We start from the raw sequence: 22,383 nt of genomic DNA, 5'->3' as shown, positions 1-22,383 counted from the left end.
GGCACGGAACCCGAAGGCGAGAAGATGCCGACCGACAAACTGGTCGACGTCTCGCCGCTCGCATTGCGCATGAGCAGCCCCTTCAACGCGGGCTACTGGCTCGCAGCGGCCTGAATAGGCCCCCCTGAAGCGGCTCACTTCGTGTAGCCGCCTCCCCCTCGAGGGGGCAACACCTGCGGCCCGGCGAAGCCGGTTGCGCGGTGTTCACGAACGAAAGCCCGCCTTTGCCAAGGCGGGCTTTTTCATGGGCGCGGGGGAACGGCTTGAGCGAGCGCCACGTATTCGGCCACCGGCACCTCTTCGGCGCGCCGCTGGGCGTCGAATTCGCCTGCAAAGCCGTGTTCGTCCAGCCACTTGCCCAGCGTGTGCCGCATGATCTTGCGGCGCTGGCTGAAGGCCACCTGCACGATTTCGCCCAGGCGGGCGGCATCGACGGCCGGCGGCTCGGCCAGCGGCACCATCCGCACCACCGCGCTGTCGACACGCGGCGGCGGATCGAAACTCTCGGGCGGCACGAACAGCACGTTTTCCATCCTGTAGCGCCACTGCAGCATCACGCTCAGTCGGCTGTAGTCGGACGTGGCGGGCCGCGCGACCATGCGGTCGATCACTTCCTTCTGCAGCATGAAGTGCTGGTCGGCAATCAGGTGCGCGAAGCCCAGCAGGTGGAACAGGATGGGCGTGGAGATGTTGTAGGGCAGGTTGCCGACCACCCGCAGCGGCGCCGCGAACCTGGCGGCCAACTCGGCGAAATCGACCTTGAGCACGTCGGACTCGATGACATCGAGCTGCGGATGCTCGCGCAGCCGCCTGGCCAGGTCGCGGTCGAGCTCGATGACGGTCAGGCGCCCGAGCCGCTCGACCAGCGGCTGGGTGAGCGCCGCCAGGCCCGGACCGATCTCGACCATGGCATCGCCAGGCTGCGGCGCGATCTCCTGCACGATGGCATCGATGATGCCCCCGTCGGACAGGAAGTGCTGCCCGAACCGCTTCCTGGCGATGTGTGCCATCAGGACTGGGGCGCCTCGCGGTATTCGACGTAGGCGCGCGCGCGCACCTCCTGCACCCAGGTGCTGAAGGCTTCCTCGACCCGCTGCTCGCGCAGCACCGCCCGCGCGGCTTCGCGCTGCTCGGCCTGGGTGAGCTTGGATTCACGCCGGCCGACCACCTGGATCAGGTGCACGCCGAAGCGCGACACCACCGGGTCGCTGATCTGGCCCGGCGCCAGGCGATCCATGGCTTCCTCGAACTCGGGCACGAACTGGCCCGGGCGCGACCAGCCCAGGTCGCCGCCTTCCTTGGCGCTGGCGTCCTGCGAGTTGTCGCGCGCCAGGCCGGCGAAGTCGGCGTTGCCGGCCTGCAGGCGGCGCTTGAATTCCGCGAGCTGCGCGACGGCCTGCGCGGTGGTGCGCCTCGGGTCGTTGAGCAGCAGGATGTGGCGCACCTGCGTCTGGGTCACGGTGGCATCGGCGGCGCCGATCTGGGCCTTGGCCAGCACCTTGAGCACGTGGAAGCCCGCACCCGAGCGGATCGGGCCGGCAATGCCGTTGACCGGCGTCGACTGCGTGGCTTCGACGAACAGCGACGGATAGCGGTCGGCGCTGCGCATGCCGACGGCGCCGCCATTGGCGCGGTCCGGCGAATCGGAGTTTTCCTGCACCAGCTTGGCGAAGTCCTCGCCCGAGCGGGCACGCTGCGCGAGGCCTTGGGCCCGCTGCTGCAAGGTGGCGACCTGCGCCTCGGTGGCGTTCTCGGGCACGGCGACCAGGAGGTGCGCGAGGTTGATGTTCTGCAGTGCCGCGTCCTTGGTGGGAGCGTTGCGCTGGTCGCGCAGGTATTCGTCGGCCTCGGAGTCGCTGATCTTGACCTTGGACTCGACCTCGCGGTCGCGCAGGCGCGTGAGCAGCAGCTGGTCGCGCAGGTCGTTGCGGAATTCGCGCAGCGAGAGGCCCTCGGCCACCACGCGGCGGCGCAGCTCCTCGACGCTGACCTGGTTCTGGCGCGCCACGGTCTGCTCGGCCTGGTCGATGGCAACGTCGTCCACCTTGATGCCGTTTTCCTTGGCCAGCTGGAGCTGTGCGCGCTCCGAGATCAGGCGTTCGAGCACGAGGCGCGTGAGCTCGGCGCGCGGCACGCGCTCGGCCTCGGCATTTTCCCGCATCAGGCGCGTGACGCGCGACTGCACCTCGGTGTTGGTGATGGGCTCGGAATTGACCAGCGCAACGATGTATTCGGCCGCGCGCTGCACCGGCGCGGCGGTGGAAGGCGCGGTGCGCGGCGCCGGCGGCGCCAGGCGGGGACCGGCGCGCATGATGTCGGTGATGCCGCTGCCGCCACCGGGACGCAGGCCCTGCGCGCCCGAGGTTGCGGCCAGCGCCGCGAGGCAGCCCAGGGTCAGGATGGAACGGATGTGTTTCATGGCGTTGCTCAATCGTCTCAGTCGTAATTGGTGAAGCGGCTCGGCCCTTCGGTGGGCTGGCGAAGGGGCTGGTAGCGCTGGATGTTGGTCCGCAAGGTCTGCATCGGGCTCGAGCCGATGCTGGAGAACCCGACGAATTCGAGCTGGAACATGATGCGGGTGTTGGCCGTCACCGTGCCGGTCGTGATGCGCTGCAGCACCACGCGCCCGATCCAGCAGCAGCCGTCGTACTCGAAGCCGAGCACACCGTCCGTGAGTTTCTTGTCCTGCAGGCTGTAGTTGAGCCGGCCGACCGCATACCACCGCCCGCCGCCCTGGCCCTTGCCCGGGCCGAGGTCCTTGCCCTTGTCGCCCCACAGGTCGTTGAGCGGCCACTGCCAGCCCACGTCGAAGGACTTGTTGCCGTCGGTGGCGAGGGGAGTGGTGGGCGCCTGGTAGCGGAAGGCCGCACTGAGGTTGCGGTACGGCCCGGGGTTGTAGCGCGCGGTGATGGCCGAGCGCTCCGACTTGCGCGTGTCGGGGTTGTACTGGACGACCGTGTCCAGGCTCCACTTGGGCGTCCAGTTGATCTGGGCGCCCAGCAGCAGGTCGCTCGCACGGTCGGTCACCGGCGTGCCGCCCGGCAGCGTGACCCTCTGGTCGCTGAAGCGCAGCCGCTGCGCAACGCCGAAGCGCGCCGCCTCGACGCCGGTGTCGGGATCGATCAGGCGCGAGGTCACGCCGAGCGTGAGCGTGTTGGTGTCGGAAATGCGGTCGTTGCCCGAGAAGGCGTTCTCGGTGTAGATGGTCGCAAAGCTGAAATCGTTGGCCGCCGAATCGTAGTTCGGCAGCATGCTCTGGTTGCGGAACGGCGTGTAGACGTAGTAGGCGCGGGGCTCCAGCGTCTGGCGGAAGGCGCGGCCGAAGTAGTTCGCGTCGCGCTCGAAGATCAGGCCGCTGTCGAGGCTGAAGGTCGGCACCGTCCGGTTGCTCGAGGTCGGGAAGAAGTACAGCGAGTTCGGGTTGTAGGGCACGCCGTTGACGTACTGGGTCCCGTTCACGGTGAGCCTGGGAACGTCGGACTGCGGCAGGAAGTAGTTGTACGAAGCCGTGTTCAGCTGCAGCTTCGGGATGACGAAGGAGCTCGGCGTGATGAACGGCCGGCTGATGGTGGCAATGGCCAGGGCGCGGTCGCCGTCGGGCTGCGACTGCTGGTTGATGTCGAAGCCCGGCTGGCCGGCCAGGATGGTGTTGACGCGAAAGCGCGTGTAGTCGAGGTTCAGCGAAACGTCGAAGCCGTGCCAGTCGTACTTGTTGTAGTTGGCCGTGATCTGCGGCATCCGGTCATAGGACGGCACGATCGGCGACAGGCTGTATTGCAGCGTCTGGTAGCGCAGCGCACGGATCCCGCCGTTCCAGTCGCCCTTGCTCCAGTTGAGCGACGCGTCGTTCGACAGCTGGCGCTGGGCCAGCGTGGGCGTGCGCGTGAAGTCGCGCCAGTAGTCGTTGTCGCTGACCCGGTTGATGTTGATGTTGGCCGCGAGCGAATCGAGCCCGAGCGCCTTGGCGTTGAAGTCCTGGTGGTGATTGGCCCAGATGCCCCAGCGCTTGGTGCTGGGCGGCGCGCCGAAGCTCAGGTCCGAGGCCTGGATTTCCCCGTTGGCGAGCTGCTGCAGCTGTGCGGCGCGCGTTTCGTTGTAGCGCTGGCCCACCAGGCGGTCGCTGCCCATCAGGTCCATGCGGACGCTGCCGCTGTATTCCTTCTCGAGGTAGCGGAATTCCGAGCCCAGGTTGAGGCCGCGCTTGCTCATCAGCGTGGGCGTGAAGGTGGCGTCGCGGTTGGGCGCGATGTTCCAGTAGTACGGCTGCGAGATCTCGATGCCGTTGGTGTTGTCGACGCCGATCGTGGGCGGCAGCAGGCCGCTCTTGCGTTCGTTCGACAGCGGAAAGCTCACGCTCGGGATCGGCGGCGTGCTGATGCCCATGAAGCTCAGCCGCGCGTCGGTGGCCACGCCGACGTTTTCCTCGGTGTCGGTGGTCAGCGTGGCTGCGGACAGCAGCCAGGCCGGCATCCAGCCCGGGTAGTCCTCGCGCCGGCAGGTGGTGTAGGTGGCGCTGCGGGCCACCGACACGTTGCTGTCGACGAAATCGATGCGCTGCGCCTCGCCATGCCCGCCGGTGGCAAGGAAGGAGTAGCGCACGTTGTTGAAGAAGCCCTCGAAGGTCTCGAGCTTGAGCTCGAGCTCGGGGCCTTCGTACACATTGCCGGCCTGGTTGACGCGCACGTTGCCGCGCGCCCTGGCGCGGTCGTCGGGCTGGTAGTACTCGAGCCGGTCGGCAGTGATGGCGACTTCGCCGCGCCGCAGCGTGGCATGGCCTTCGACCACGGTTTCGAGATCCTGGCGGCCCGACAGGCGGTCGCCGGTGATCAGGCTGGGCAACTGGCTGCGTTCGGCGGGCGGCAGCGTTTCGGTCAGCTGCGGCGTGCGCTTGAGCGTGAGCGGACCATCGAGGCCCCCGGCCGGCTGGGCCGAGGCGCCGTGCGCATGCAGCAGCGCCAGCGACAACACGGCCAACGGCAGGGGCGGGCCGGAACGCAGCAAGGCAACGCGCCGCCTCATCAGGCCTCCCGCCGCATCGTTCCGGAAAAGGTCCGCAGTCTTCCCGAGGAGGGCTGCGAGTGCACAGGGTGCCAAGCGTGGGGGCTTTGGGTCGTAGGCATCGGTCAGGAACGAAGGATCGTCGGGAGGACGGCGCGGCAGGCCGGCAGGTTGCAGGAGCCGGCGGCAACTCTGTTCGACCAGGGAGGACCGCAGGAGTTGCCGCGCCAGGCGGATTTGTAGAATCGATTATCCATGACAGCACCCCCGCTCCCGGCCTCCGAGCCCACACCCTCCGCCACGGCCATTCTCTGGGCAGATCCGCAGCGGGCTGCGGCGTTCCAGAACTGGCTGGCCGGCATCGGCGCCGCGCACGGCCTGCTGCCCGAGACGGTGCGCCTTGCGTCCGCCGATGCGAGCTTTCGCCGCTACTTCCGCATCGACGCCACGGGAAGCGCCGCCAGCCGCATCGTGATGGATGCGCCGCCCGACAAGGAGAACAGCGAGCCCTTCGTGCAGGTCGCCCGCCTGATGGCCGAGGCCGGCGTGACCGCGCCGCAGGTGCTCGAGTGGGACAGGACCCACGGTTTCCTGCTGCTCGACGACCTGGGCCGCGAAACCATGCTCGACGTGATCGATGCGGCCCGGCCCGACGCCAGCCGCCCGCTCTACGACCAGGCGATCGATGCGCTGATCCGCTGGCAGCTGGCCTCCAGGCCGGGCGTGCTGCCGCCCTATGACCGCGCATTGCTCGAACGCGAACTGGCGCTTTTCCCCGAGTGGTACATCGGGCGCCACCGCGGCATTGCGGTCGAGGGCCAGCTCAAGGAGCGGCTGGAACGCAGCTTCAGGCTGATCGTCGAGAACAACCTGGCCTCGCCCAGCGTCTACGTGCACCGCGACTTCATGCCGCGCAACCTGATGGTCCGCAATGGGGCCGATCTGGGCGTGCTCGACTTCCAGGATGCGGTCTACGGTCCGATCACCTACGACATCGCGAGCCTGATGCGCGACGCCTTCCTGAGCTGGGATGAGGAATTCGTGCTCGACGTCACGATCCGCTACTGGGAAGCCGCCCGCAAGGCCAGGCTGCCGGTCGATGCCGATTTCGGCGCGTTCTACCGATCGGTCGAATGGATGGGGCTTCAGCGCCACCTCAAGGTGGCCGGCATCTTCGCCCGCCTGACGCTGCGCGACGGCAAGCCGCGCTACCTGGCAGACACGCCGCGCTTCATCGCCTATATCCGCTCCACCGCCAGCCGCTACATGGAACTCACGCCGCTGCTGCGGGTGATCGACGAGATCGAAGGCACTTCGGCGCTGACCGGCTTTGCCTACGGCAGGGTCTAGATGCCCCGTTTCCACTGCCCGGTGCCTTTGACGGCAGGTGCCACGCTCGAACTGCCACCCGGCCCCGCGCGCCACGTTCAGGTGCTGCGCATGCAGCCCGGCGACGCACTCACGCTGTTCGACGGTTCGGGCGGCGAATATGCGGCCATGGTCGAGCGCATGGGGCGCAGCGATGTATCGGTGACGATCGGCGCCCATTCGCCTGCCGAGCGCGAGGCCGTGCGCGCGGTGCACCTGGCCGTCGGCATGCCGGCCAACGAACGCATGGACTGGCTGGTCGAAAAAGCCACCGAACTGGGCGTCGCGAGCGTCCAGCCGCTGGCCACGGCCCACGGCGTGCTGCGCCTTTCGGGCGAGCGCGCCGAGAAGAAAAGGGCGCATTGGGAAGCGATTGCCATTGCCGCCTGCGAGCAATGCGGCCGCAACCGCGTGCCGCGGATCCATCCGGTGCGGCCGTTCTCGAGCCCCTCGGCCTGGATCGGCACGAATGCGGGCGACGCCCCGCTGCGCCTTGTCCTGAGCCTTGCCGAAGGCACGCGGCGCCTTGCCGATGCCACCGCCTCCGCGCCGGCCGATCGCAGCGTGCTGGTGCTGAGCGGCCCCGAGGGCGGCCTGAGCAGCGCCGAAGAGCAGGAAGCGCTGGCATGCGGCTTTGCGCCGGTCACGCTCGGGCCGCGCGTGCTGCGCGCCGAAACCGCGGCGCTTGCCGCACTGGTATTGCTCGCCGGCCTTTGACAGGCGTTTTCCGCAACGGCCTGCCCCACATTCCATCCCCATCACAAGAAAAGGATCTCCACGCCATGCCTCGTTCGCCACGCGCCCTCCGGCTTGCCCCTCTCGCGCCCCTTGTGCTGGCCCTGCTCTGCGCCGCGCCGGGCGCGCAGGCCCAGAACACCGCCGTCGCCCCCACGCCGGCGCAGGTCACCCCCGAGGTGGAAAAGACCTTCACGCAGCTGATGGCGGCGCCCGCGATCCAGAAGCTGCTCGACGCGGTCAAGGCCGACCATGAGCGCTCGATCGAAGACCTGAAGATGCTGACCGAGATCGAAGCGCCGCCGTTCAAGGAAAGCAAGCGCGCCGAGGCCTTCCTTGCGCGCATGAAGGCGCTCGGGCTCGCCGACGCGAGGATCGATGCCGAAGGCAATGTGGTCGGGCTGCGCAAGGGCACGGGAAACGGCCCCAAGCTGCTGGTCTCCGCCCACCTCGACACCGTGTTCCCCGCCGGCACCGACGTAAAGGTGAAGGAGCGCGACGGCAAGCTCCACGCGCCCGGCATCGCGGACGACACGCGCGGCCTGTCGGTGCTGCTGTCATGGCTCAAGGTGCTCAACGACAACAAGATCCAGACCGTGGGCGACCTGCTCTTCGTTGCCAATGTGGGCGAGGAAGAGCTCGGGAACCTGCGCGGCATGAAGGCCATCTTCCGCGACCACCTCGACATCGACGGCATGGTGGGTCTGGAGCCTTCGCCCGACGGCAACGTGCTGGTGCTCGGCACGGCGAGCCACCGCTACGAAGTCACGTTCAAGGGGCCGGGGGGCCACAGCTTTGCCGCGTTCGGCCAGGTGCCCAGCGCGATCCACGGCATGGGCCGCGCCATTGCCAAGATCGCCGAAGTCCGCACGCCCAGCTTTCCCAAGACCACCTTCACCGTCGGCACCGTGGGAGGCGGCACCTCGGTGAACACCATTGCGCCCGATGCCCGCATGGCCATCGACATCCGCTCGGACGACATGGCGTCGCTGCTGGAGACGGAAAAGAAGATCCTCGCGGCCATCGACGAAGCGGTGGCCGAGGAGAACAAGCGCTGGAACGTGGCGACGCTGACTGCCAGCAACAAGCTGATCGGCGACCGGCCGGGCGGGCGCACGCCGTCCGATTCGGTGATCGTGGAAGCGGCCGTCCGCTCGAACACCGCCTTCGGCCACAAGACGCTGCTGCGCGGGGGCAGCACCGACGCCAACGTGCCGATGTCCTACGGCATCCCGGCCATCATCATCGGCGGCGGCGGAAAGTCGACCGGCTTCCATGCCCTGAGCGAGTCGATCGACGTGACAGATGCCTGGAAAGGCGCGCAGAATTCGCTGGTGACAGTGCTGGGTCTGGTCGGCGTGCAAGGGGTAAGCCCCGCGTTGCTGCCGAAACGCGCACCGCGTCCCAGGTAATTTGTCACGCTGCGGGCTGAAAAGTAGACAAGCTCGTTCGCTCGCGGCCCTTCGCGCTGGGAAAATGCCAGCGGTTCTGTCACACACCAAGGAAACGTCCATGGGAATGCTCGATTCGGTACTCGGCCAGGTTCTCGGGGGCGCCGCCCAACAGCAGCAGCCGCAAGGCGGCAGCATCGGCGGGCTGGGAGACCTGGGGGGCCTTGCCGGCGCGCTGGGCGGCCTGCTGGCCAACAACGGCGGCGCGGGTGGCCTGGGTGGGCTGGTCTCGAAATTCGAGCAGGCCGGCATGGGCGACGTGATCGGCTCCTGGATCGGCAAGGGCGAAAACCAGCCCGTATCCGGCGGCCAGCTGCAAGACGCGCTGGGCAGCGACACCATCGCCAGCATCGCCTCCAAGCTCGGCATCAACGCGCAAACGCTGCTGCCCATGCTGGCCACCATGCTGCCGGCCTTGATCGACCAGCTCACGCCGCAGGGCAAGGTGCCGGAGCAGGGCCTGGACAACCCGAACGACCTGCTGGGTGCGCTCGGCGGCCTGCTGCAGAACAGGCAGCCTTGAGCGAACTTTTTGCTCATCGGAAATTCCGGCGCCCGCGAGGGCGCTTTTTTTGGCCTGCCGCATTTCGGCTGGCGCATCCGCGGCGATTCGCGTAGAACCGCAGCCTTCCATGCCGCAACGCGCTTTCGCCGCCATTTCTCCATGAACCGCAACCTCTGGCTGCTCGCCATCTGCCAGGGCCTGTTCCTGACCAACAACGTCACCTTCATTGCCATCAACGGGCTGGTGGGCCTGAGCATCGCGCCGCGCGGCTGGATGGCCACGCTGCCGGTCATGGGTTACGTGGTGGGCGGTGCGCTCACCACCGGGCTGGTGGCGCGCACGCAGCAGCGCTTCGGGCGGCGCGGGTCGTTCCAGATCGGGCTGGCAGTGGGGCTGGGCTCGGCGTTGCTGTGCGCATTCGCGGCCATCTCGAAGAACTTCTGGCTCCTGTGCCTTGCCACGGTGGTGGCGGGCTACTACAACGCCAACGCGAACCTCTATCGCTTCGCGGCCGCCGAACTCGCAGCCCCGGCCTGGCGCGAGAAGGCGGTGTCGCTGGTGATGGCCGGCGGGTTGATCGGCGCCGTGGCAGGTCCCAACCTGGCGGCCGCTACGCGCGAGGCATTCGCGGTGCCGTTCGCGGGCGCCTACATCGCGCTGGCGGCGGTGGCGCTGCTGTCGATGGCGGTCATGCGCTTCATCGAGTTTCCCGCCACGCTCACGCGCCAGCAGGCGATGGGCGGGCGGCCGCTGTCGCAGATCATGCGCCAGCCGGTGTTCATCGTGGCGGCCGCGGCGGGGGCGCTGGGCTTTGGCGTGATGAACCTCCTGATGGCCGCCACGCCCATTGCAATGCAGATCTGCAGCCTGCCTTTTTCCGATGCCGCGCTGGTGCTCGAATGGCATGTGATCGGCATGTTCGCGCCGGGCTTCTTCACCGGCCACCTGATTCGCCGCTTCGGCGCGCTGCCGGTGATGGGCGTGGGGCTCGCGCTCAACTTCGGCTGCATCGCCGTCGCGCTGTCGGGCGTGGAGCTGCAGCACTTCCTCGTGGCCCTGTGCCTGCTGGGCGTGGGGTGGAATTTCCTGTTCACGGGCAGCACCACGCTCTCGCTCACGGCCTACACCGCGGAAGAGCGCGACCGGGCGCAGGGCGCGCTCAATTTCTGCGTGTTCGCGACGCTCGCGCTGACTTCGTTCGCCTCGGGCGTGCTGGTCACGACGCAGGGCTGGCAGCTGCTGAACTACGGCTCGCTGGTGCCGATGGCGCTCACGGGCGCGGCGCTGCTGTGGCTTGCGCAGACGCGCCGGCGCGAGGCTGCGGCCGCGGGCACCTGAAGCGCTTCTTCTTCAATCTGGCGGAAAGCGCTTGCCGAGCCAGCGCTGCAGCGCGGCGAACACGGGTTCGGCATCGAGCTCGTTGAATATCTCGTGGTACAGCGTTTCGAAGCACTGCGCTTCGACCATGCCGCCGGGCGCAGCGGCGGCCGCGAAGGCCCGGCTGGCGGCCGGCACTACCAGCCGGTCGTCGCCTGCATACAGCAGCAAGGTCGGCACCGGCCAGTGCGCCGCCGCCTGCTGCACCACCGCCCCTTCGTAGGCAAGAAAGCGCGCGAGCCGGCCGCCGATGCGGTCGTGCGTGAGCGGATCGTCGCGGTAGGCCTGCACCACCGCCCGGTCGTGCGAAAGGAAGTTGTCGTCGAGTCCATTCCTGACGCGCAGCCCGGGCGCAATGCGCGGCAGCACCGCGAGCAGCGCCTTCTGGAATCCGCTCAGGCCCGGGTCGAGCCCCGGCGAAGACAGCACCAGCCCATCGACCGGACGCAACCCGCGCGCCACCAGGCTGGCAGCAACCAGCCCGCCCAGGCTGTGGCCGAGCAGCACCAGCGGCAAGCCGGGGTTCTCGCGCCGCGCATCGTCGATGACCCGCGCGAGGTCTTCGACCAGCCGCAGCTCGCCGGGCAGTGCGCCGCGCGCGCCGGACGATCCGCCGTGGCCATGATGGTCATGGGCCCACACTGCGAAGCCCCATGCGTGCAGGCGCGCCGCGAGTCGGTGATAACGCCCGGCATGCTCGCCGAGCCCGTGCACCAGCACGACGACGCCGCGCGACGCGCCGGCCGACGGGAGGCGGCGCAGCAGCAGCGTTTCGCCGTTCGGCGTGGGCAGCGACACCCGCTGCGGCAAAGGCAGCAGCAGCGCCGCCGCCGGGCTCAAGCGGCCACCGGCTCCGCGGCCGCGGCGCGGTGCGCGGCCGGCAGGGCCGCAATCACCTCGGCCACCGCGGCCGTGAGCTTCTTGGCATAGGGCACGTGCAGGAACTCATTGGGGCCGTGGGCATTGCTCTTCGGACCCAGCACGCCGCAGACCATCATCTGCGCCTTGGGGAAGCCGGCGCTCAGCATGTTCATCAGCGGGATCGTGCCGCCCTGGCCGATGTAGCCGCAGGACGCACCGAAATGCGCCTGCGAGGCCTTGTTGAGCGCATCCTCGAACCACGGCGTGATCGTCGGCGCATTCCAGCCGGTGGCGCCGCCTCCGCTTTCGAAGGTCACGCGTGCCTGGTAGGGCGCGTTGTCCTCGAGCAGCGCCTTCAGCTGCTGCACCGACTCGGCCGCGTCGACCAGCGGCGGCAGGCGCAGCGAAAGCTTGAAGGCGGTGTAGGGACGAAGCACGTTGCCCGCGTCCTTCAACGCCGGGAAGCCTTCTGCACCCGTCACCGACAGCGTGGGCTTCCAGGTGCGGTTGAGCAGCGCCTCGACCGGATCGGTGGTGGTCGGCAGCGCGAACATGGTCGAGCCGCCGCAATCGTAGTGCGCCCAGGGAAAGCGCTTGTAGACCTCGTCGCCCAGGATCGCCGCGGTGGCCCTGGCCTGTGCCAGCCGGTCGGCCGGCACTTCGCAGTGGAAGCTCGCGGGCAGCAGCCGGCCGGTGGCGCTGTCCTCGAGGCGGTCGAGCACCTGCCGCATGATCCGGAAGCTCGAGGGCACGAGGCCCGAGGCGTCGCCCGAGTGGATGCCTTCGGTCAGCACCTCGACCTTGAGCGTGCCGCTGGCCATGCCGCGCAGCGAGGTGGTGAGCCACAGCTGGTCGTAGTTGCCGGCGCCGGAGTCCAGGCAGATCACCAGCTCGACGTTGCCCAGCCGCGGACGCAACGCATCGACATACGGCAGCAGGTCGTAGGAGCCGCTTTCCTCGCAGGTCTCGATCAGCCCGACGATGCGCGGATGCGCTGCGCCCTGGTTCTTGAGCGCCTGCAGCGCGGCGATGCTGGCGTAGACCGCATAGCCGTCGTCGGCGCCGCCGCGCCCGTAGAGCAGGCCGTTCTCGTACTTGGGCGTCCAGGGGCCAAGGTCGTTGCGCCACCCGGTGAATTCGGGCTGCTTGTCGAGGTGGCCGTACATCAGCACGGTCTCGTCCATGTCGGTGCCGGTGGCGGCCACTTCGAAGAACAGCACCGGCGTGCGGCCTTCCAGGCGCACGATCTCGAGCTTCAGCCCCTCGACCTTCTGCGCCTCGACCCAGGCCGCCGCATTGCGCAGCACGGTCTCCAGGTAGCCGTGGGCCGACCAGTCCTTGTCGAAGCCGGGCGACTTGGCGGGAATGGCGATGTAGTCGGTGAGCTGCTTGAGGATGTCGCCGTCCCATTGGGCGCTGACATCGGACAGGGCGCGCTCGGCATCGAGCAGGCCGGCAGGCATTTCGCGGTGCAGGGGGGCGTTCATCGGGTTCTCCGCGGCTAAGGAAAAAATCGCATTTTGCGCCCTTGGGCGAGCGCGCGTAGAGTGCGGCGATCTCAACCCGGAGCGCAATGTGAGCAAGGCAGCATCGACTCGGATCAAGGTGGGCATCGGCGGCTGGACCTACGAGCCCTGGCGCGACAACTTCTATCCCAAGGGGCTCGCGCAGGCGAAGGAGCTGCGCCATGCGAGCCGCCAGGTGAGCGCCATCGAGATCAACGGCACCTACTACAGCACCTTCAAGCCCGAGACCTTCCGCAAATGGCACGACGAGGTGCCGGAAGAATTCATGTTCTCGATGAAGGCCTCGCGCTTTGCCACCAATCGCAAGGTGCTGGCCACCGCGGGAGACTCGATCAAGCGCTTCATCGACAGCGGCGTGAGCGAACTCGGCGACAAGCTCGGCCCGATCGTGTGGCAGTTCATGCCCACGAAGCCCTTCGATGCGGAAGATTTCGAGGCCTTTCTCGAGCTGCTTCCCAAGAAGGAAGGCAGCCGCGCGCTGCGCCACGTGATGGACGTGCGGCATCCAAGCTTCATCACGCCCGGCTACCAGGCGCTCGCGAAGAAGCACAAGGTCTCGACCGTGCTCACCGACGCGGACAAGTTTCCCTCGTTCGAGGAGCCCGAAGGCGACTTCGCCTATGCGCGGCTCATGATGGCCGACGCCAAGCTCAAGACGGGTTATGGGCCGAAGGCGCTCGACGGCTGGGCCGAGCGCGCGCAGCGTTGGGCCGAAGCACCCAAAAAGCGCGACGTGTTCGTCTACTTCATCAACGGTGCCAAAGAGAAGGCACCGGCCGCGGCCGGTGCCTTGCTGGAGCGCCTGGGTTGGAAGCCGCCTGAAGAGGCGGCCTGATCGGTCAGGCTGCGGCTTGCAGCGACGGCTTGGCGCCGAAGCTGATTTCGCCGGACAGCTGGCCGCCTTCCTCGATCACGATCTTGCCGTAGCGGATCTTGCCGGTGACCTTGCCGGTCGAGTGGATCACGAGCTTTTCGCGCACCGTGAGATTGCCGTCGAACACGCCGCGGATCTCGGCGATGTCGATCTCGGCCGAGCCCTTGAACTCCCCCTGTTCGGCGATCTGCATCAGGCGCGAGTCCATGGTCGCTTCGACCAGGCCTTCGACCACGAGCGTGTCGCAATCGGTGATCTCGACGCCCTTGAGCTTGATGTTGGGGCCGACGGTGAGCTTGCTGCCGCCTTCCTTGGCCGGTGCGGCCGCCGCGGAGAGGCCCCCTTGCTGCGCGGTCAGCGACGAAGGATTGACGGGCGAGCCCGAGAGATTGGTGCCCGAGCCCACCAACGGCGCGGGGCGAGAGGTCAACGAGTCGGTATCACGATCACGCTTGCCGAAAAAGGGGGACTGTGTGGCCAATGGGGAGCTCCTCAACAAAACGACTATCGTAAGAACCCGCTCGCGGCCTGCGGCACTTCATTGCGCAAGAAACGTAACTGAATAAGTCCCCGGACGCCCGATAACGACACTCTCCCGTGACCCCGGCCCTGCAAGATGACCCGATCGAACACCGCACCTGTCGCCCGGAGCCTCGCGATCTCCTCGACCATCGACTCGCGCTTCGACAAGCCTGCCAGCGGCTGGCGGCGCCAGCTGTTCACGGTGATCTTCGAGGCCGACACGCGTGCGGGCCTGCTTTTCGACCTGGCCTTGATCGCCGTGATCGTGGCCAGCGTGCTGGTGGTGATCCTCGACAGCGTGCAGTCGATCCGCGAACAGTGGCGGCCCGTGCTCAACACACTCGAATGGGCGTTCACCATCCTGTTCACGCTCGAGTACATCGCACGGCTCGCCTGCGTGAACAAGCCGCTGCGCTATGCGCTGAGCTTCTATGGCGTGATCGACCTGCTCGCGCTGCTGCCGACCTTCCTGGTGGCGTTCGCGCCCGAGCTCGCCTACCTGATCGACGTGCGCGTTCTGCGGCTTGTGCGCGTGTTCCGCATCTTCAAGCTGTCGCGCTACTCGGTGGAATACCGCGCGCTGGTCTCGGCCGTGGCCGCGAGCCGGCGCAAGATCACGGTGTTCGTGGGCTTCGTGATGCTGGTGGTGCTGGTGATGGGCACGCTGATGTACGTGGTGGAAGGCCCGGTGCACGGCTTCACGAGCATTCCGGTGGCGATCTACTGGGCCATCTCGACCATGGCCACGGTGGGCTTCGGCGACCTTGTGCCCAAGACGGACCTCGGCCGCGCGATTGCCTCGGTGATGATGCTGCTCGGCTGGGGTGTGCTGGCCGTGCCGACCGGCATCGTGACGGCCGAGATGGCGCGGCGCGGTCCCGACGACGACACGCCGGTGCCCGTGGCGCTCGCGTCGCGCGGCGTGCTGGCGATGACCCCGCCCTCGGCCGTGGCCGCGCCCGCGCGGCGGCTCACGCCCGCGGCCAGACGGCGCGCCCTTGCGCAGCATCGTCGAGGCGGGCGATGAAGGCATTCGCGTCGGGCTCGGGCAGCGTGAACGTGAAGTCCACCGCGTCGCCATGCCGCACGTCCACCAGCGAAGCGCCGGCCGCCGCGGCAATCTCGCGCCGCACCAGCCCTTCGAGCGCATAGGGCACGCTGCATTGCAGCAGCTGCTGGCGCACCAGCGGCACCAGCGCGGCTCCGAGGCAGGCCTGCGCCACCGCATCGGTGTAGGCCCGCACGAGTCCGCCCGCACCCAGCTTGACGCCGCCGAAGTACCGCACCACCGTGGCGAGCACGCCTTCGAGCTGCTGGTGCCGCAGCACTTCGAGCATGGGGCGCCCGGCCGTGCCGCCCGGCTCGCCGTCGTCGTTGGCGGCCGACTGGCCGCCCGCCATGAGCGCCCAGCAGACATGCGCGGCGGCAGGATGCTCGCTGCGCAGGGATGCCACCACGGCCAGGGCCGCGGCCCGGTCGGCCACCGGCTGCACGCAGCCGATGAAGCGGCTCTTCTTGATCAGCAGCTCGCTGTGCGCCGGTTGCGAGAGCGTGAAGCTCATGGAGCGGCCGTTGTTTTCAGTCGGGGCGCGGAATCGCTCAGCGCTCCCGCTCGAACTTGAACACGGCCGTGCCCGCGCGCGCATTGGGCAGCCAGCGCACGCTGCGGCCTTCCTGCACGCCGAAGGCATCGAGCACGCGCAGGCTGTTCTTCTGCGCCAGCACCTCGAAATCCTTGAAGGTGCCGACCCGGATGTTGGGCGTGTCGTACCACTGGTAGGGCAGGCGGCGCGTCACCGGCATGCGGCCGCGCGCAATGCTGATGCGGTTGGGCCAGTGCGCGAAGTTGGGAAAGGCCACGATGCCGATGCGGCCCACGCGCGCGGTTTCGCGCAGCATGATCTCGGCGTTTCGCAGATGCTGCAGCGTGTCGATCTGCAGCACCACGTCGAACGAGGCGTCGTCGAACATCGCCAGGCCTTCATCGAGATTCAGCTGGATCACGTCGACGCCGCGGCGGATGCACTGCAGCACGTTGCCGTCGGCAATTTCCACGCCGTAGCCGGTGCAGCCGCGCTCGCGCTGCAGCAGGTCGAGCAGGGCGCCGTCGCCGCAGCCGAGGTCGAGCACGCGCGCGCCCTCGGGCACGAGGTTGGCGATGAGCCGCTGGGTTTCAATATCGCTCACGATGCGCTCCCTTCGGCCAGCACTTCTTGCGCCACGCGCTCGAAGTAGGAACGCACCACGCCCATGTAGCGCACGTCGTCGAGCAGGAAGGCGTCGTGCCCGTGCGGCGCGTCGATCTCGGCGTAGCTCACGTTGCGGCGGTTGTCGAGCAGCGCCTTCACCAGCTCGCGGCTGCGCGCGGGCGAGAAGCGCCAGTCGGTCTTGAAGCTCACGAGCAGGAACTTGGCCGTGGCACCGGCGAAAGCCGCGCTGAGGTTGCCGCCGTGCGAGCGCGCGGGGTCGAAGTAGTCGAGCGCTCGCGTGATCAGGAGATAGGTGTTGGCGTCGAAGTATTCGCTGAACTTGTCGCCCTGGTAGCGCAGGTAGCTCTCGATCTGGAACTCGACATCCTGCGTGGAGTAGCGGTAGTCGAGCCCCGCCGCCTCGCCCTCAACCGCGCTGCGCAGGATGCGGCCGAACTTCGCGTTCATGACGTCGTCGCTCAGGTAGGTGATGTGGCCGATCATCCGCGCGATGCGCAGGCCCCGCTTGGGGATCACGCCATGCTCGTAGAAATGGCCACCGTGGAAGTCGGGATCGGTGACGATGGCGCGGCGCGCCACTTCGTTGAAGGCGATGTTCTCGGCCGTGAGGTTGGGCGCGCTGGCCACCACCACGGCATGCCGCACGCGATCGGGGTACTGCAGCGTCCACGACAGCGCCTGCATGCCGCCCAGGCTGCCGCCCATCACGGCCGCGAGCGTGCGGATGCCGAGCGCGTCAAGCAGCGCCGCCTGCGCATCGACCCAGTCTTCGACCGTGACCACCGGAAAGTCCGCGCCATAGACGCGGCCGGTGGCGGGATCGGCGTGCATCGGGCCGGTGGAGCCGAAGCAGGAGCCGAGGTTGTTCACACCGATCACGAAGAAGCGGTCGGTGTCGACCGGCTTGCCCGGACCCACCATGTTGTCCCACCAGCCCTCGGACCGCGCCTGGCCTTCGTAGGTGCCGGCCACGTGGTGCGAGGCATTGAGCGCATGGCACACCAGCACCGCGTTGCTGCGCTCCGCGTTCAGGCTGCCGTAGGTTTCGTAGGCGAGCGTGTAGCTGCCGAGGGACGCGCCGCTGCGCAGGGCCAGCGGGCCCTCGAACTGCATCGACTGCGGAGTGACGACCAAGGGAGGTGACGACATCAATGAAAAACCCGGCCTCGCCAAAAACGAGCCGGGTTGCTTGTTCGCCAACTTGACTGTCTTTAGCTGAATTTATTAAGCGCCCGCAAGCTGTAGCAAATCGGCGCAGGCGGCAGTATATCGCCCCGCCGCGCTACCAGCCGACGATCATCACGAGGCCGAGCACGAGGAAGATCGCGGCCGAGATGCCGTGCACCAGCTTGATGGGCACGCGCCGCACGATCTTCTCGCCGAGCCACACCACCGGCGCGTTGGCCAGCATCATGCCGAGCGTCGTGCCGGCGACCACCCAGACGTAGTCCTGCGTGAAGCGGGCGGCCAGCATGACGGTCGCGATCTGGGTCTTGTCGCCCATTTCGGCCAGGAAGAACGCGACCAGCGTGGTGCCGAAGACCCCGTAGTGGGTGGCCGCGGGGGCGTCGTCTTCGTCGAGCTTGTCGGGAATCAGCATCCACGCCGCCATCGCGATGAACGAGCCGCCCAGGATCCAGCGCAGCATGTCGGGCCCGAGCCAGTGGGTGATCCAGTTGCCGACCGCACCGGCCAGCGCGTGGTTGACGATGGTGGCCGCGAAGATCCCGAGCACGATCGGCCAGGGTTTCCTGAAACGCGCCGCGAGCAGGAGAGCCAGCAACTGGGTCTTGTCGCCCATTTCGGCGAGCGCAACCACGCCGGTTGCAACGAGAAAAGCTTCCATGAAAGAGAGGGGTTCCTTGGGCCGAAGGACGCAATTGACCGTGCAACACCTTCGGCCATAGTCCCGAAGTTGCACGGTCAAAGGTCTCGCCAGGTGTGTTCACTGCACGCGCCATGTCCTGTGTGGGGCAGGACAAGTCTGTTGACGCGGGCCCTTCTCGCGATGGAAGGCGGCTACTCCCCAATGACGGGTCGGATTCTACCTGCTGCGCTGCAGACATCGGCCGAGTTTGTAAGCGTGCGCTAGCTTCTCTTAAATTTTTCGAGGCCCTGCAGGATGCAGCAAATTACTGCTTGCATTCCACGTATTTCACCCATAATGCACGAGCCTCCCTCTTCATTTTGCCGGGGAGGCAGTTCGGTGATCGGTCAGTTTCGCGCGACTCGACGGCTCTCGTTTGAGTGATGCTTTCGGGACTCCATCGCTTTTCTTGCTATGTGTTTATAGGAGTCCCTTGATGGGCAACAAACTGTATGTCGGCAACCTGCCTTATTCGGTGCGCGACAGTGATCTCGAACAGGCTTTTGGACAATTCGGCGCGGTGACCAGCGCCAAGGTCATGATGGAACGCGACACGGGCCGCTCGAAGGGCTTCGGCTTCGTCGAGATGGGCAGTGACGCGGAAGCGCAGGCGGCCATCAATGGCATGAACGGCCAGCCGCTCGGCGGCCGCAGCGTCGTCGTCAACGAAGCACGTCCCATGGAAGCACGTCCTCCGCGCAGCGGTGGTGGCGGCGGCTACGGCGGCGGCGGTGGTGGTTATGGCGGCGGTGGTGGCGGTGGCTACGGCGGCGGTGGTGGCGGCTACGGTGGTGGTGGCGGTGGCCGCTCCGGTGGTGGCGGCGGCTATGGCGGCGGTGGTGGTGGCCGCTCCGGCGGTGGTGGCGGTGGCGGCGATGGCGGCTTCCGCAGCCCCTACGGTGCCGGCCCGCGTGGTGGCGGCGGTGGCCGCTCCGGCGGTGGTGGCGGCTACGGTGGCGGCGGCAACAGCGGCTACTGAACGCTGCATCCCGGCACACACAAGCAAAAAAGGCTCCTCAGGGAGCCTTTTTCATTGGAGCCGCCGCCCCGGCGAATTCATCAGCCTTCGCCGCTGCGCTTCTTGCGGGCGCGGCCCTGCACGGCACGGTCGAGCAGCGCGTTCGGCAGCATGCGCATCAGCTTGGCGACCACGCCCATCTGCCAGGGAATCACGCGGTAGCTGGTGCCGGCCTCGATGGCGCGCAGCGCCTGGTCGGCGAAGTCCTGGGCCTTCATGAGAAAGGGCATGCCGTAGCGGTTGCCCTGGGTCAGCGGCGTGTCGATGTAGCCGGGGCAGAGCGTGACGACCTTGACGCCGCTGTTGTGCAGCTCGCCGCGCAGGCTCTCGCAGTACGCGACCACGCCCGCCTTGCTGGCGCAATAGGCGCCGTGCCCCGGCAGCCCGCGAATGGCCGCGACGCTCGCGATGCCGACCAGCCGGCCGCTGCCGCGCTGCCTCATTGCCGCCACGAAAGGATGGAAGGTGGCCATCAGGCCGACGTTGTTGGTGGCGAAGGTCCGGGCCATCACCTCGATGTCCTCGCGCTCTGCCGTGTCGATGCCCACGCTGATGCCGGCGTTGGCAATCACCACGTCGGGCAGGCCCTGGCGCTCGACGCAGGCAGCGCCGGCGGCCACGATGCTGTCGGTCTGCACCACGTCGGCGCCATAGACCTGGTAGCGGGCGGGGTCCAGCTGGCGTTCGCCGGCCCAGGATTCGATTTCCGCGGTGCGCCGCGCAACCAGCGCCAGGCGGTAGCCCGCCTCGTAGAAGCTGGCCGCCAGGGCCTGGCCAATGCCGCTCGATGCGCCGGTGATGAAGACAAGCGGGGATGGGCTCATGCGCGGGTTCAGCGCGGCTTGCCGGCCGCCGAGGGAATCAGCACGCCGCGCACCCGGCCGGTCAGGTTGGCAACGCCGCTCAGGTTGTCGTAGTCGAGGTTGTCGGCGGTGAACTGGTCGCTGCCGCGGATGAGCGTGACCGGCTTGTTCGAGGTCACGCGTTCGGTGTCGAGGAAGGCATGCAGGAAATCGCCGCGGAACTCCAGGCGCGGCGTGGACTTGCCGTTGGCGCCCACCACCGGGTCGCGGATGACGATGGCGTTGCCGAAGAGCTGGATCTCGCTGCCATCGGAATTCGAGAGGCCGCGATTGGCGGTGGCGTGGGTGGTGTAGCCCTGCGGCGACACGGAGCGCATGCGCACGTCGTCGACCTCGACGGTGTCGGTGTCGGGATAGTGCCGGCCTTCCTTGCCGTGGAGTTCGCTGCGCAGGTCGCCGTTGGGCAGGAAGTTCTTGATCACGAAGCCGCGCATGAAATAGTCGGGCTCGTGCGTGGGCGCGGCCTTGGCCGTGGGTTCGAGCAGCTTGGGCGCGTTGCGCACGAGCCAGTAAGTGCCGAGCGCAACGGCCGCCGTGAGAATGATGGGCAGGTAGATCGTGGCGCGGTCGAGCACGTCGCGCAGCAGGTTCCAGGCACGCTTCATTGCCTCGGGCCCCGGGCGGCGTCGAGCAGGCGCCGGTACTGGCCGCAGGCGGTCAGCAGCAGATCGCAGAACTCGCGCGCCGCGCCTTCCCCGCCGCGTGCGCGGGTGACGTAGTTGACCGCATCGCGCACTTCGACATGCGCATTGGCGGGCGCGGCCGCAAAACCGACGCGCGCCAGCACGGGCAGGTCGGGCCAGTCGTCGCCGATGGCCGCGGCCTGCAGCCAGCTGAAACCGAGCTCCTCGAGCATGGCCTGCGCCGCCGGCAGCTTGTCTTCGGTGCCGTAGCGCACGTGCTGGATGCCCAGTGCTTCGAGCCGCACGCGCAGCGGCTTGGAGTCGCGCCCGGTGATCACCGCGGGCGTGATGCCCGCCAGGCGCAGCAGCTTGAAGCCGTAGCCGTCCAGGATGCTGAAGCGCTTGAGGGTTTCGCCATGCTCGGTGAAATACACGCCGCCGTCGGTCAGCACGCCATCGATGTCGAAGAACGCGATGCGCACGTCCTGCGCGGCGAGCAAGGTCTCGGCCTGGAAGTCGATCGGCATCAGATGACCTTCGCGCGCATCAGGTCGTTGGTGTTCACCGCTCCGACGATCACCCCCGCGCCATCGATCACGAACAGGCGGGTGATGCCGCATTGCTCCATGAGTTCGGCCGCTTCCACCGCCAGCGCGTCGACGCGGATGGTGCGCGGGTCACGGTGCATGATGTCGGCCGCCTTGGGCGTGCGCAGGTTGGCGCCGGCCTCGATCAGGCGGCGCAGGTCGCCGTCGGTGAAGATGCCCAGCGCCCGGCCGTCGGGCTCGACCACCGCGGCGGCACCGAAGCCGTTGATACTCATCGCGCGCATCAGCTCGCTGACGGTGGCCGTCGGCGGCACGCGCGGTACATCGTCGCCCGAGCGCATCACGTCACTCACATGCGTGAGCAGCTTGCGGCCCAGCGCGCCGCCGGGGTGCGAGCGCGCGAAGTCCTCGGAGCCGAAGCCGCGCGCGTCGAGCAGCGCCACGGCCAGCGCGTCGCCCATGGCCATCTGGGCCGTGGTGCTCGCGGTGGGGGCGAGGTTGAGCGGGCAGGCCTCCTTGGCAACGCCGGCGTCGATCACGATGTCGGCGTGGCGCGCGAGGGTGGAATCGGTGCGGCCGGTCATGGCGATCAGGGGCACGCCCTGGCGCTTGACCACTGGCAGGATCACGGTGAGCTCGTCGACCTCGCCGCTGTTGGAGATGGCCAGCACCAGGTCGACCGGCTTGATCATGCCGAGATCGCCGTGGCTGGCTTCGGCCGGGTGGACGAACATGGCCGGGGTGCCGGTGGAGGCCAGCGTTGCCGCGATCTTGCGGCCGACATGGCCACTTTTTCCCATGCCCATGACGACCACACGGCCGCGCACGTCGAGGATCTTGCGCACGGCGTCGATGAAGCTCGGGCCCACGCGCGACTTGAGGCCGAGCACGGCATCGGACTCGATGTCGAAGGTGGCGCGCGCCCGCGCCAGGATTGCGTCGGCGTCGACCACGGGGGGCAGGGGAGCTGAACTCATCGGCGGATTTTACGGGCCGGCCGGCGCGCGCCGCCGCCCGGTACAAGCCGCACGTTCGGG

Annotated in this window: 22 protein-coding genes and 1 riboswitch; of the genes, 8 read left to right on the top strand and 14 right to left on the bottom strand. The window is 68.0% G+C overall.

Annotation, left to right across the window (positions count from 1 at the left end; translation table 11 throughout):
* Positions 1 to 242 precede the first annotated feature (242 nt).
* The 3 genes from rsmA to EJO66_RS12120 are packed head-to-tail and all read right to left on the bottom strand — an operon-like array spanning position 243 to position 5,019.
* Positions 243 to 1,010, bottom strand: coding sequence for a 16S rRNA (adenine(1518)-N(6)/adenine(1519)-N(6))-dimethyltransferase RsmA (gene rsmA / locus EJO66_RS12130; RefSeq protein ID WP_124959220.1), 768 nt, complete (start codon positions 1,008 to 1,010; stop codon positions 243 to 245).
* On the bottom strand, positions 1,010 to 2,419 hold the full coding sequence (locus EJO66_RS12125; protein ID WP_124959221.1) for a peptidylprolyl isomerase: 1,410 nt from the start codon (positions 2,417 to 2,419) through the stop codon (positions 1,010 to 1,012). The genes rsmA and EJO66_RS12125 overlap by 1 nt, the downstream gene beginning before the upstream one ends.
* Positions 2,420 to 2,436: 17 nt before the next feature.
* Entirely contained in the window at positions 2,437 to 5,019 is a 2,583-nt protein-coding gene (locus tag EJO66_RS12120; protein ID WP_124959222.1) for an LPS-assembly protein LptD, read from the bottom strand.
* Between the two features lie 234 nt (positions 5,020 to 5,253).
* Here EJO66_RS12120 and EJO66_RS12115 point away from each other — a divergent pair, with 234 nt between their 5' ends.
* The 5 genes from EJO66_RS12115 to EJO66_RS12095 all read left to right on the top strand — a co-directional run bounded on the left by EJO66_RS12115 (position 5,254) and on the right by EJO66_RS12095 (position 10,395).
* The gene (locus tag EJO66_RS12115; RefSeq protein ID WP_124959223.1) at positions 5,254 to 6,348 is read left to right on the top strand and encodes an aminoglycoside phosphotransferase family protein; all 1,095 of its coding nucleotides are present in this window, start codon (positions 5,254 to 5,256) and stop codon (positions 6,346 to 6,348) included.
* Positions 6,349 to 7,083 carry a 16S rRNA (uracil(1498)-N(3))-methyltransferase gene (locus EJO66_RS12110; RefSeq protein WP_125965349.1) on the top strand — a complete coding sequence of 245 codons (735 nt, stop codon included), beginning with the start codon at positions 6,349 to 6,351 and terminating at the stop codon, positions 7,081 to 7,083.
* Positions 7,084 to 7,148: 65 nt separating this feature from the next.
* A complete protein-coding gene (locus EJO66_RS12105) occupies positions 7,149 to 8,513 on the top strand; it encodes a M20/M25/M40 family metallo-hydrolase (RefSeq protein WP_124959225.1) in 1,365 nt (454 codons plus the stop codon).
* A gap of 100 nt (positions 8,514 to 8,613) precedes the next feature.
* On the top strand, positions 8,614 to 9,075 hold the full coding sequence (locus tag EJO66_RS12100) for a YidB family protein (RefSeq protein WP_206168849.1): 462 nt from the start codon (positions 8,614 to 8,616) through the stop codon (positions 9,073 to 9,075).
* 141 nt (positions 9,076 to 9,216) lie between these two features.
* Positions 9,217 to 10,395, top strand: coding sequence for an MFS transporter (locus EJO66_RS12095; RefSeq protein WP_124959227.1), 1,179 nt, complete (start codon positions 9,217 to 9,219; stop codon positions 10,393 to 10,395).
* Between the two features lie 12 nt (positions 10,396 to 10,407).
* On the opposite strand, the gene EJO66_RS12090 is transcribed toward EJO66_RS12095, so the two are convergent.
* Together EJO66_RS12090 and EJO66_RS12085 are read right to left on the bottom strand one after the other, a co-directional pair.
* Complete coding sequence (locus EJO66_RS12090) at positions 10,408 to 11,274, bottom strand: alpha/beta hydrolase (RefSeq protein WP_125965348.1); 867 nt, start codon at positions 11,272 to 11,274, stop codon at positions 10,408 to 10,410.
* The gene (locus EJO66_RS12085) at positions 11,271 to 12,782 is read right to left on the bottom strand and encodes a M20 family metallopeptidase (protein ID WP_124959229.1); all 1,512 of its coding nucleotides are present in this window, start codon (positions 12,780 to 12,782) and stop codon (positions 11,271 to 11,273) included. Before EJO66_RS12085 ends, EJO66_RS12090 begins: the two co-directional genes overlap by 4 nt.
* A gap of 88 nt (positions 12,783 to 12,870) precedes the next feature.
* Here EJO66_RS12085 and EJO66_RS12080 point away from each other — a divergent pair, with 88 nt between their 5' ends.
* Complete coding sequence (locus EJO66_RS12080; protein ID WP_125965347.1) at positions 12,871 to 13,656, top strand: DUF72 domain-containing protein; 786 nt, start codon at positions 12,871 to 12,873, stop codon at positions 13,654 to 13,656.
* A 4-nt stretch (positions 13,657 to 13,660) separates the two neighbouring features.
* Here EJO66_RS12080 and EJO66_RS12075 read toward each other — a convergent pair whose 3' ends face one another.
* On the bottom strand, positions 13,661 to 14,176 hold the full coding sequence (locus EJO66_RS12075) for a bactofilin family protein (RefSeq protein ID WP_015868023.1): 516 nt from the start codon (positions 14,174 to 14,176) through the stop codon (positions 13,661 to 13,663).
* Positions 14,177 to 14,311: 135 nt separating this feature from the next.
* Between EJO66_RS12075 and EJO66_RS12070 the strand changes: the two genes are divergently transcribed.
* Complete coding sequence (locus EJO66_RS12070; RefSeq protein WP_125965346.1) at positions 14,312 to 15,244, top strand: ion transporter; 933 nt, start codon at positions 14,312 to 14,314, stop codon at positions 15,242 to 15,244.
* On the opposite strand, the gene EJO66_RS12065 is transcribed toward EJO66_RS12070, so the two are convergent.
* From EJO66_RS12065 to EJO66_RS12050, 4 genes are all read right to left on the bottom strand, one after another.
* Positions 15,189 to 15,779 (bottom strand): IMPACT family protein, encoded by a 591-nt coding sequence (locus EJO66_RS12065; protein ID WP_124959232.1) that lies wholly within the window; start codon positions 15,777 to 15,779, stop codon positions 15,189 to 15,191. The two genes, EJO66_RS12070 and EJO66_RS12065, sit on opposite strands and share 56 nt — an antisense overlap.
* Positions 15,780 to 15,816: 37 nt before the next feature.
* On the bottom strand, positions 15,817 to 16,404 hold the full coding sequence (gene metW, locus EJO66_RS12060; RefSeq protein ID WP_021013169.1) for a methionine biosynthesis protein MetW: 588 nt from the start codon (positions 16,402 to 16,404) through the stop codon (positions 15,817 to 15,819).
* The gene (gene metX / locus EJO66_RS12055) at positions 16,401 to 17,576 is read right to left on the bottom strand and encodes a homoserine O-succinyltransferase MetX (protein ID WP_125965345.1); all 1,176 of its coding nucleotides are present in this window, start codon (positions 17,574 to 17,576) and stop codon (positions 16,401 to 16,403) included. The genes metW and metX overlap by 4 nt, the downstream gene beginning before the upstream one ends.
* A gap of 133 nt (positions 17,577 to 17,709) precedes the next feature.
* The gene (locus EJO66_RS12050) at positions 17,710 to 18,273 is read right to left on the bottom strand and encodes a TMEM165/GDT1 family protein (protein ID WP_125965344.1); all 564 of its coding nucleotides are present in this window, start codon (positions 18,271 to 18,273) and stop codon (positions 17,710 to 17,712) included.
* Positions 18,274 to 18,281: 8 nt separating this feature from the next.
* A riboswitch (yybP-ykoY riboswitch) is annotated at positions 18,282 to 18,467 on the bottom strand.
* A gap of 263 nt (positions 18,468 to 18,730) precedes the next feature.
* Here EJO66_RS12050 and EJO66_RS12045 point away from each other — a divergent pair.
* Positions 18,731 to 19,273 carry an RNA recognition motif domain-containing protein gene (locus tag EJO66_RS12045; protein ID WP_124959235.1) on the top strand — a complete coding sequence of 181 codons (543 nt, stop codon included), beginning with the start codon at positions 18,731 to 18,733 and terminating at the stop codon, positions 19,271 to 19,273.
* 80 nt (positions 19,274 to 19,353) lie between these two features.
* Here the strand turns inward: EJO66_RS12045 and EJO66_RS12040 are convergent, their stop codons facing one another.
* Genes EJO66_RS12040 through EJO66_RS12025 form a run of 4 tightly spaced genes read right to left on the bottom strand, consistent with a single transcriptional unit; the run spans position 19,354 to position 22,323 of the window.
* Positions 19,354 to 20,136 carry an SDR family oxidoreductase gene (locus EJO66_RS12040; protein ID WP_124959236.1) on the bottom strand — a complete coding sequence of 261 codons (783 nt, stop codon included), beginning with the start codon at positions 20,134 to 20,136 and terminating at the stop codon, positions 19,354 to 19,356.
* Positions 20,137 to 20,144: 8 nt separating this feature from the next.
* A complete protein-coding gene (gene lptC, locus EJO66_RS12035) occupies positions 20,145 to 20,780 on the bottom strand; it encodes an LPS export ABC transporter periplasmic protein LptC (protein WP_124959237.1) in 636 nt (211 codons plus the stop codon).
* Positions 20,777 to 21,325, bottom strand: coding sequence for a KdsC family phosphatase (locus EJO66_RS12030; protein ID WP_124959238.1), 549 nt, complete (start codon positions 21,323 to 21,325; stop codon positions 20,777 to 20,779). Before EJO66_RS12030 ends, lptC begins: the two co-directional genes overlap by 4 nt.
* Positions 21,325 to 22,323, bottom strand: a complete 999-nt coding sequence (locus EJO66_RS12025) for a KpsF/GutQ family sugar-phosphate isomerase (RefSeq protein ID WP_124959239.1) — start codon at positions 22,321 to 22,323, stop codon at positions 21,325 to 21,327. Before EJO66_RS12025 ends, EJO66_RS12030 begins: the two co-directional genes overlap by 1 nt.
* Between the last annotated feature and the right edge of the window lie 60 nt (positions 22,324 to 22,383).

The organism is Variovorax beijingensis (assembly GCF_003951285.1).
GTDB lineage: Bacteria > Pseudomonadota > Gammaproteobacteria > Burkholderiales > Burkholderiaceae_C > Variovorax > Variovorax beijingensis.
Note: the sequence above shows the minus strand (reverse complement) of the source record. Positions and strands in the feature narration are given on the sequence as shown.

What these genes read in the sequence shown, in the direction of transcription:
- rsmA (WP_124959220.1), bottom strand. Translation starts at nt 1,010, where the DNA reads ATGGCACACATCGCCAGGAAGCGGTTCGGGCAGCACTTCCTGTCCGAC.
- EJO66_RS12125 (WP_124959221.1), bottom strand. Translation starts at nt 2,419, where the DNA reads ATGAAACACATCCGTTCCATCCTGACCCTGGGCTGCCTCGCGGCGCTG.
- EJO66_RS12120 (WP_124959222.1), bottom strand. Translation starts at nt 5,019, where the DNA reads ATGAGGCGGCGCGTTGCCTTGCTGCGTTCCGGCCCGCCCCTGCCGTTG.
- EJO66_RS12115 (WP_124959223.1), top strand. Translation starts at nt 5,254, where the DNA reads ATGACAGCACCCCCGCTCCCGGCCTCCGAGCCCACACCCTCCGCCACG.
- EJO66_RS12110 (WP_125965349.1), top strand. Translation starts at nt 6,349, where the DNA reads ATGCCCCGTTTCCACTGCCCGGTGCCTTTGACGGCAGGTGCCACGCTC.
- EJO66_RS12105 (WP_124959225.1), top strand. Translation starts at nt 7,149, where the DNA reads ATGCCTCGTTCGCCACGCGCCCTCCGGCTTGCCCCTCTCGCGCCCCTT.
- EJO66_RS12100 (WP_206168849.1), top strand. Translation starts at nt 8,614, where the DNA reads ATGGGAATGCTCGATTCGGTACTCGGCCAGGTTCTCGGGGGCGCCGCC.
- EJO66_RS12095 (WP_124959227.1), top strand. Translation starts at nt 9,217, where the DNA reads ATGAACCGCAACCTCTGGCTGCTCGCCATCTGCCAGGGCCTGTTCCTG.
- EJO66_RS12085 (WP_124959229.1), bottom strand. Translation starts at nt 12,782, where the DNA reads ATGAACGCCCCCCTGCACCGCGAAATGCCTGCCGGCCTGCTCGATGCC.
- EJO66_RS12070 (WP_125965346.1), top strand. Translation starts at nt 14,312, where the DNA reads ATGACCCGATCGAACACCGCACCTGTCGCCCGGAGCCTCGCGATCTCC.
- EJO66_RS12065 (WP_124959232.1), bottom strand. Translation starts at nt 15,779, where the DNA reads ATGAGCTTCACGCTCTCGCAACCGGCGCACAGCGAGCTGCTGATCAAG.
- metX (WP_125965345.1), bottom strand. Translation starts at nt 17,576, where the DNA reads ATGTCGTCACCTCCCTTGGTCGTCACTCCGCAGTCGATGCAGTTCGAG.
- EJO66_RS12050 (WP_125965344.1), bottom strand. Translation starts at nt 18,273, where the DNA reads ATGGAAGCTTTTCTCGTTGCAACCGGCGTGGTTGCGCTCGCCGAAATG.
- EJO66_RS12045 (WP_124959235.1), top strand. Translation starts at nt 18,731, where the DNA reads ATGGGCAACAAACTGTATGTCGGCAACCTGCCTTATTCGGTGCGCGAC.
- EJO66_RS12040 (WP_124959236.1), bottom strand. Translation starts at nt 20,136, where the DNA reads ATGAGCCCATCCCCGCTTGTCTTCATCACCGGCGCATCGAGCGGCATT.
- lptC (WP_124959237.1), bottom strand. Translation starts at nt 20,780, where the DNA reads ATGAAGCGTGCCTGGAACCTGCTGCGCGACGTGCTCGACCGCGCCACG.
- EJO66_RS12030 (WP_124959238.1), bottom strand. Translation starts at nt 21,325, where the DNA reads ATGCCGATCGACTTCCAGGCCGAGACCTTGCTCGCCGCGCAGGACGTG.
- EJO66_RS12025 (WP_124959239.1), bottom strand. Translation starts at nt 22,323, where the DNA reads ATGAGTTCAGCTCCCCTGCCCCCCGTGGTCGACGCCGACGCAATCCTG.